This window comes from Desmonostoc muscorum LEGE 12446, assembly GCF_015207005.2.
GTDB classification, from domain to species: domain Bacteria; phylum Cyanobacteriota; class Cyanobacteriia; order Cyanobacteriales; family Nostocaceae; genus Nostoc; species Nostoc muscorum.
This window is the reverse complement of record NZ_JADEXS020000001.1, coordinates 6612993-6622495: the sequence shown is the minus strand read 5'-3', so window position 1 is coordinate 6622495 and position 9503 is coordinate 6612993. Positions and strand designations below refer to the sequence as shown.

Genomic DNA, 9503 nt, shown 5'->3' with positions numbered 1-9503 from the left:
TCAATGCATAACAATAATGAATTTAATAATTCTGAAATAGCAATAATTGCGGTTAATGGTAGATTCCCAGGCGCAAAAGATATTGAATTATTTTGGCAAAACTTACGAGATGGTGTAGAATCAATCTCCTGGTTAACGGATGAAGAATTAATAAATTCTGGCGTTTCTCCAGATTTGTTAAATAATCCTAATTATGTAAAAGCTAGCGGTCTTATATCAGACATTGAATTATTTGATGCAAATTTCTTTGCTTATAGTGCCAAAGAAGCTGAGTTAATAGATCCACAACAACGCCTATTTTTAGAATTGGCTTGGGAAGCGGTAGAAAAAGCTGGTTATGACCCACAAACCTACAATGGTTTAATAGGGGTTTATGGTGGTGTAGGGATGAGTAGGTATTTGCTCAATAATCTCTATCCTCATCAATTATTAGAAACAATTGACCCTCTCCAATTAGGAATCTCCAACGATAAAGATTTTTTACCAACACGAGTTGCATATAAACTCAACTTGACTGGCCCCGCAGTAAATGTACAAACAGCCTGTTCTACTTCTTTGGTTGCTGTTCATGTTGCTTGTCAAAGTCTCTTAAATGGTGAATGTGACATAGCTTTAGCTGGTGGAGTTACTCTAGGCATTCCCGAAAAAATAGGTTATTTGCATCAAGAGGGAATGATTCTTTCTCCTGATGGACACTGCCGTGCTTTTGATGCTAAGGCACAAGGAACAATTGCCGGTAGCGGTGCTGGTATTGTGGTATTGAAAAGATTAAAGGATGCGATCAGCGATCGCGACCACATCCATGCAATCATAAAAGGCTCGGCGATTAATAATGATGGTGCAATGAAAGTCGGCTACACTGCTCCTAGTGTTAGCGGTCAAGCAGCAGTCATTGGCGAAGCTCAAGCTATAGCTGGTGTAGATGCCGAAACAATTTCCTACATCGAAGCTCATGGCACCGCTACACCTTTAGGAGATCCCATTGAAATTGCCGCTTTAACTCAAGCTTTTAATCAAACTACCGATAAAAAAGGTTTCTGCGCGATTGGTTCGTTAAAAACCAACTTAGGACATTTGGATACAGCAGCAGGTGTGGCAGGTTTGATTAAAACTGTATTAGCACTGCAACATAAAATGCTGCCTCCTAGTTTGCACTTCGAGACACCTAATCCCAAAATTGATTTTGCCAACAGTCCTTTTTATGTCAATACAACCCTGACTGAATGGAAAACAAATAACACCCCTCGCCGTGCTGGAGTTAGTTCTTTTGGTATGGGAGGTACTAATGCTCATGTCATTTTAGAAGAAGCACCTTTGTTGAGGCAGGGGGCAGGGGGCAGGGAGCAGGGGAGAAATTATCAATTGTTGTGTCTGTCGGCTAAAACTGCGAGTGCGCTTGAGAAGGCAACAGCTAATTTAATCACGCATTTAAAAGAGCATCCAGAACTTAACTTAGGCGATGTAGCTTATACCCTCAATAGTGGTCGCCGGGGTTTTAATTACCGACGGATGTTGATTTGTCAAGACTTAGAAGATGCTGTCAAAACTCTCAGTAATTTAGCAGCTCAACAAGTTTTTACCAACTATACAGAGATTACAGAACGGTCTGTTGTCTTTATGTTTCCTGGTCAAGGTTCTCAGTATGTGAACATGGCGCGGGAAATTTATGAAACTGAGACAGTATTTAAAGAACAAGTTGATTATTGCTCAGAAGTTCTTAAACCCTTACTAGGGCTAGATTTACGTCATCTTATTTACCCCAGTGACGAAAAGATTGATGAGGCATCAAAGCAACTTCAACAAACAGCCGTTGCTCAACCTGCTATTTTTGTAATTGAGTATGCCCTAGCTAAATTATGGCAGTCTTATGGCGTGGAACCACAAGCTGCGATCGGTCACAGTATTGGTGAGTATGTAGCAGCAACTCTAGCAGAAGTTTTTTCCCTAGAAGATGCCTTATCTCTGGTAGCAGCACGCGGACAGATGATGCAGCAACTGCCCACTGGAGCAATGCTTTCAATTCCCTTACCCCCAGACAAGATAAAATCCCTGTTAGGGCCAGAACTTTCTGTTGCAGCAATTAATCAACCCTCCCAGTGTGTAGTTTCCGGTTCCACAGCAGCAGTAAATGCACTACAAAATCAGCTAGCTGTTCAAGGGATTGAATGTCGCCGTCTGCATACTTCCCATGCGTTCCATTCTCAAATGATGGAACCAATCTTAAAAGCATTTACAGAACGAGTCAAAAAAGTTACTTTAAATGCGCCAAAACTTCCTTATATTTCCAACCTGACTGGTAATTGGATTACAGTTACGCAAGCCACAAATCCTGAGTACTACGCTCAACATCTGCGTTCCACAGTGCTGTTTGCCCAAAGTGTCGAGAAATTATTGGCAACACCTGAGCAAGTCTTACTAGAAGTGGGGCCAGGGCACACACTAACTACATTAGTCAAAAAACATCCAGACAAAGCAGCTGCACAAACGGTTTTGACTTCGGTACGTCATCCTCAAGAACAGCAATCCGACAATCATGTTTTATTCACTACATTAGGTCAACTCTGGCTGGCTGGAGTCAATATAGATTGGTTTGGATTCTATAGCCACCAAGAATATTATCGTCTTCCCTTACCGACTTATCCTTTTGAGCGCGAACGTTATTGGATTGACCCCCCAGAAAAAGCGGCTTTGGGGCAGTTACAAACCTTACCCACAACATCACAATTATGGACATTGCTCGTACAAGGAGGGCAAAAACAAGCAAATACTAGAAATGCAGAACTCAATGAATTAACATATCAAGAGAATAGACAGTTGTTGGATAGTTTATGTACAGCCTACATCAACTGTGCATTGCAGCAATTAGGGGCTTTTAGTAATCCCAAAGAAAAGTATTACTTAGAGAGTTTGTTGGCGAAATACCATATAAATCCCCGCTATCAACAATTGTTGTCGAGATGGTTACAAATACTAGTTGAGCAAGGACAACTACAGCAACAAGAAAGTTTGTTTACTGGACTAGTACCATGTTCAGAAGATTATATTAATGAACATTTAGAAGAAGTCAGAGCAAGGTTTGCTGCTTCATCTTTAGTAGATTTAGATTTAGTGCAACGCTGTGGTGAAAATCTAGCTGCTGTTGTTGTTGGTGAACAAGAACCATTAGAGATTTTCAATGAACTGGTTTACGAAAAAGAAAACAATAGTTCACATTCAGAATCTCCTTTAATTACTTACTACAACTCTATTTTGCGCTCAAGTTTGGAACAGGTGGTCAAGTCATTGCCATCATCCGTTCATCTCAGAGTTCTGGAAATCGGTGGGGGTACTGGTGTGTCTACGCAAGCATTATTACCTGTGTTGTCGCCCAAGCAAACCGACTATACTTTTACTAATATTGGTAGCAGCTTCCTGACTCAAGCTGAACATAAGTTTAAGGACTATCCATTTGTCAAATATCGATTACTAGATATAGATAAGTCGCCAACTGAGCAAGGGTTTGAAAAGTATAGCTTTGATGTAATAATAGCCTCTCATGTGTTGCACGCCACTCGAAACATAGATCAAACACTGCATCATATACGCTCTTTATTAGCTCCTGGTGGCTTTCTATTACTGTGGGAAATGATTCAGCCAAAAATAGACTTTGATATTAGTTTGAGTCTGCTATTGAAACCTTTAGACGATAAAAGACGCAGCCCAGGTCAGCCTTTTATTATCAAAGACCAGTGGTTTGAAGCACTACGCGAGCAAGATTTTATTCAAGTTGCTGCTTTTCCTGAAACTGAAGTGTTTGAACATAAGATTATTATGGCTCAAGCTTCTGCATCAGCCGCATTTAGCACAAAATCTAGGCAGAAAGAGACTGACTACAAATCAGAGATTTCATTACAAACAAAGCCGGATATTTTTCAGCAAGAGAAATTATCTGCACTCCACTCAAGACCGGATTTGCCTAATTCTTATCTAGCTCCCCGTGACGAGATTGAGCAAAAACTTGCTGATATCTGGCAAGAACTATTAGGAATCCAACAGGTGGGAATCCATGACAACTTTTTTACATTAGGAGGAGATTCTTTAGTAGCTGTTCAAGTTTTGTCCCGAATACGAAATATTTTTTCTATCCGATTATCTGTAGCAAATTTATTTGAATCACCCACCATAGCTGACATAGCAACAAAGCTACAAAAACAACTATATCCAGATACAAACTTAGGTGCAAGTGATAGAGAAGAAATAGCAATTTGAATAATAAATAATTTTAAATTACGAATTACGAATTACGAATTACGAATTAGGTGAGTGGAGGTAATGTTTCTGTGAATATCGAACAATTGGTAGTTGACCTTAGTAAACAGGGTGTAAAGTTGTGGGTTGAAGGTGAGCAGTTGCGTGCTAATGCTCCCAAGGGAGTATTGACACCAGAAACTCGTGACTTATTAGCTAAAAATAAAGCAGAACTTATCTTGTTGCTGCACAAAAAAAAGGCAGACACCGATACAGATTTACCCCTGATTAAAGCCGAGCGTCCTCAGAACTTACCTCTGTCTTTTGCCCAAGAACAACTCTGGTTATTAAACCAGTTGGAACCAGATAACCCCTCCTACAACGAACAAGCAGCCCTAAAACTTCACGGTAAATTGAACGTCGTGGCGTTAGAGCAAAGCCTCAACAAAATTATCGATCGCCACGAAGCCCTACGTACTAACTTTCGCACCATCAACGAGCAGCCAGTCCAGATAATTACTGACAGCTTAACTTTAAGTGTGCCAATAGTAGACCTATCAGAACTACCTGAAAGTGAAAGAGAAATAGCTTGCCAAAAATTAGCCACAACTGAAGCTAATCGACCCTTTGACCTTGCTAGTTCTTCTTTAATCCGAGCTTCTGTGGTTAAACTCACAGAGTTAGAACACGCTTTGGTACTAACAATACACCACATTGTAGTGGATGGTTGGTCAATAGGCGTATTGATGCGCGAGTTAGCAACCATTTACTCAGGCCTCTGCAATAATTTGTCGCCAGAGCTACCTGAGCTACCAATTCAGTATGCCGACTTTACTATTTGGCAACGGCAATGGTTGCAAACAGAAGTACTCCAAACACAGCTTGATTACTGGAAGCAACTACTCAAAAACGCTCCTACCTTACTAGAATTACCCACAGACAGACCAAGACCAGCGATTCAAACATTCCGGGGCGAAATTCAATATGGAAAATTTTCAGTTGAACTGAGTGAAGCACTTGCTAATTTCACTAGGCAAGAGGGAGCCACCCTATTCATGACGCTGTTCGCAGCTTATGTTACCTTGCTTTATCGCTATACAGGCTCCGATGATATTGTAGTGGGTACGCCCATTGCTAACCGCGATCGCTTGGAACTTGAAGGGTTAATTGGCTTTTTTGTCAACACTTTAGTATTACGTACCGATTTGTCAGGCAACCCCAGTTTTCAGCAATTGCTCAGTCGAGTGCGGCAGGTGACACTGCAAGCTTACGTTCATCCAGACTTGCCCTTTGAAGAGTTGGTAAAAGCATTACAGCCACAACGCGACCTCAGCTATACGCCACTGTTTCAGGTGATGTTTGTCCTTCAGAATGCGCCTATGTCTGAGATAGAGCTTGCTGGCTTAACTATCAGTTCATTGCCAGCCCAAAGCGCAACTGCCAAGTTTGATTTAACTTTATCAATGCAGAACACTGCAACTGGATTGGTGAGTGTGTGGCAGTACAATGCTGACTTGTTCGATGCCAGCACAATCGAGCGGATGAGGGGGCATTTCCAAACATTGCTGGAAGGAATTGTTGCTAACCCTATTGAGCAGATTTCACAATTGCCTCTGCTAACAGAAGTTGAGCAACAGCAGTTATTACTAAAGTGGAATGATACAGGGGTAGATTATCCCCAAGATAAATGTATTCATCAGTTATTTGAGGAGCAGGTTGAACGTACTCCCGATGCTGTAGCAGTGGTGTATGAAAACCAACATCTTACATACCACCAATTAAACTGTCGCGCTAATCAGTTGGCGCACTACCTCAAGTCTTTGGGTGTGAAAGCCGATGTGCTAGTGGGTATTTGTGTAGAGCGTTCCTTAGAAATGGTGGTGGGACTGCTAGGGATACTAAAGGCGGGTGGCGCTTATTTGCCACTTGCTTCAGACTATCCTACCGAGCGTTTGCGTTTGATGTTAGAAGATGCTCAAGTTTCAGTGTTGCTGACTCAGCAGAAACTCCTCGACAGACTGCCTGAGCATACTGCACAGCGTATTTGTTTAGATACTGACTGGCAGCTTATTTCTCAGTTAAGTCAGGATAATCTCATCACTGAGACACAAGCAGCTAACTTGGCTTATGTGATTTACACCTCCGGTTCTACAGGTCAACCCAAGGGAGTGCTGATTGCCCATCAAGGATTATTAAATTTGGTGTTCTGGCATCAACGTACTTTTAAAATCACGACCTTAGACAAAGCTACTCAGCTAGCAGGGACAGCATTTGATGCTGCGGTATGGGAGTTGTGGCCTTACCTGACCGCAGGAGCAAGTATATATTTAGTCAAACCTGAAATTCTTTTATCCCCAGTGGATTTGCAAGATTGGTTGCAATCGAAAAAGATCACTATCAGTTTTCTGCCAACACCAATGGCAGAGCAATTATTGTCTCTGGAATGGCCAGAAAGTACAACTTTGCGAACTATGCTAACTGGGGGGGATAAGCTTCATCGATATCCATCAGGTTTAGTCCCTTTCCAGGTAGTGAATAATTATGGCCCAACTGAAAATACTGTTGTCGCAACTTCAGGACTAGTAGTTTCTAATGGGCAGGATAATAATATCTCACCATCCATCGGTCGCCCCATAGCCAATGTTGAAATTTACATCCTAGATTCTGATTTACAGCCAGTACCTGTAGGTGTACCAGGAGAATTGCATATTGGTGGTGCAGGATTAGCAAAAGGCTACCTTAACCGTCCAGAGTTAACACAAGAAAAATTCATCCCCAACCCCTTTGACAAGTCAAAAGTCAAAGGTCAAAAGTCAAAATTATATAAGACGGGGGATTTGGCACGCTATTTACCAGATGGAAATATTGAATACTTAGGGCGCATTGATAATCAAGTACAAATACGTGGTTTCCGCATCGAGTTGAGCGAAATTGAAGCAGTATTGAGCCAACATAGTGATGTGCAAGTATGTTGTGTCATTGTCCGGGAAGATACCCCTGGTGATAAACGCTTAGTCGCCTACTGGGTAGCGCATCAGGACTGTAAACCCGCAATCAGCGAACTACGAGAATTCCTTAAAGCAAAGCTGCCAGAGTACATGGTGCCAAGTGCTTTTGTCATCTTGGAATCCTTACCCCTGACTCCCAACGGCAAAATAGACCGCCGTGCCCTACCAAAACCAGACTTAGACACCACACTGCTAGAAAAATATGTCGCTCCGCGTACACCCATTGAGGAAATGCTGGCAATCCTTTGGGCGCAAGTGCTGAAACTAGAGCTTGTGGGCATACATGATAACTTCTTTGAACTTGGAGGACATTCACTACTAGCAACGCAACTGGTTTCACGTATCCGCACCTGGTTCAAAGTGGAACTACCAGGGAGCAATGCGATTTTGTGAGGTCTGGTCAAAAACAAGCGATGCCTGCGGCGGGCGTAGCCATCGCTAAAAATTATATTTAGGTACAAGGTGATTTTATTTGCAAATAAAATACTGGTTTGCACAAAAATTCATCTTGATGAAATATCTCAAAAAGATTAATAGCAAGTCATTTGACGATTTTTTATAAAAATATCTGCAATCAGCCTTTCATACTTAGTATGAATTATGTCAAAAAGTAAATTAAAGGCAAGATTAAAGTATAAAATTTATCAAGCAGCTTGGGGTTTGATAAAAGAATTAAAGATAGAACCACAAAAATTATCCCAACTTCCAGCCATCCATTGACAACGCAGATGTAAGATAATTTCTGCATTTTCTTTCAACCAAAATTTACTGTTACCCTTGATTCTTAAGTTGACAACTTGACGAATTAAACTCTCAATTGCTCCACTACCTATTGGTAGTTTTTGGTCTAGTATCTTAGCGTAATTTAAACGCCTTTCACGATAGGCACGTAAAAGGTAATTTCTCTGTGTGACCATAGTTTTACAACGCTCTCCCGTAGCTTCAGATATAAATTCATCCATCTGCCTAATTATGGTCATGGCATTACTTTTTTTTAAAGTTCTCCGTGCTTTTTTAAACCAATTATTCCGCTCCTTATCATCACTAAACGCTACATCAGCAAATTTCTGTAGCCGTTCAGTAACATGGTAAAAATCAAATAATTGATAAGTCGCATCGGGAGATTTCAATTTCTTTAAAAGAGGGGGAATATGCTTCCAAATCCATTCAGCACCGTCAGCAACTAATAAAACTTGTTTTGCTTGACTAATTCCCAAACTAATCAGATGCATTTCTAAAATTGGCAAAAAGCCTTTATAGTCTTCATAAGTGCCATCATTTACAATGTTTATTTCGCCATTTTTAACTTTTTTACCCTGTTCATCAACCACATAAATTGTTAATAATTTTGGCTCAACCCATTCCCCTGTAAAGCCGTGCTTGTTTGTTTTGAGATTTTTTCTACCTTTTTTATTAATCCTAATTCTACTCCTGCCACCATCTACAGCAATCACAACTCTCTGGTCTTTAAGTATATTCCCACCAGGTAATTTACCTTGTTGCAAGTTAGATATTTTAGTTTGACGTAAATCAATGCTGATTTGACCAAATTTATATGTCAATCGTTCAATTCGTTTAAGACTAATATTAATTCCCCAATCACCCAGGATTGTATGTGCGGCTTCAAAAGAACTAGCTATGGCACCATATTTTGTAATATCTGACCAAACTAATGGGGTCAAGCCTTCTGACATTCCTAACCATTTTAGCAAGGGGCAGAATCCAACATTAGTAGATTTATTCTTCGCTTTCTTTTCTCTTTTTTGAACAACGTATGGTAATTTAAGATTTACTACAACATTACCTACTGTTAATATTTCCCTCTTCGTATAACCGTGTCTTTGTGTGTCGGTATGCCACCATCCTTTGGTTTGATTAATTGCTGTTTGATGAGCCGACTCTGATTGAGAAAGCTTATGCAATAATATGGCGATACATTGACCCGCTAAAACTAAGGCAGCCTGTCTAATTTTTTCTTCTCTTTCTTTAACTATTTTTCCAGACCACTCCTCGATATTTTTCAAATCTAAAAGGTTAGTCACATCCTTTTGAAAATCTGATAATGAATCGGCAAAATTTAAATTTGCAGATATATTTTTTTTCATAAAGGTAGATACTTCCTATTTCAAAACTATTCCTGAAAGGAAATTTTACCTTTTTTTCTAGTAGCAACAATGTACAGAAACTTTGTTTTTGGTAGCAGGTTGTATCTTCTAAGCAATATTGCTGCAACTTTTGTATAAAATACTAAATATATACGTAAGAGTT

At 40.3% G+C, this 9503-nt stretch carries 2 protein-coding genes and 1 pseudogene; 2 read left to right on the top strand and 1 reads right to left on the bottom strand.

What is annotated here, in order from left to right; translation table 11 throughout:
* Positions 1-3: 3 nt before the first annotated feature.
* On the top strand, positions 4-4248 hold the full coding sequence (locus IQ276_RS27565) for a type I polyketide synthase (RefSeq protein WP_235116027.1): 4245 nt from the start codon (positions 4-6) through the stop codon (positions 4246-4248).
* 71 nt (positions 4249-4319) lie between these two features.
* Positions 4320-7607, top strand: a pseudogene (locus IQ276_RS27560) (non-ribosomal peptide synthetase); the annotation flags it as partial.
* Between the two features lie 272 nt (positions 7608-7879).
* On the opposite strand, the gene IQ276_RS27555 reads toward IQ276_RS27560, so the two are convergent.
* The gene (locus IQ276_RS27555) at positions 7880-9340 is read right to left on the bottom strand and encodes an ISLre2 family transposase (protein ID WP_193925627.1); all 1461 of its coding nucleotides are present in this window, start codon (positions 9338-9340) and stop codon (positions 7880-7882) included.
* Positions 9341-9503 lie beyond the last annotated feature (163 nt).

Coding starts and splice junctions, on each gene's coding strand:
- IQ276_RS27565 (WP_235116027.1), top strand. CDS start 4: ATGCATAACAATAATGAATTTAATAATTCTGAAATAGCAATAATTGCG.
- IQ276_RS27555 (WP_193925627.1), bottom strand. CDS start 9,340: ATGAAAAAAAATATATCTGCAAATTTAAATTTTGCCGATTCATTATCA.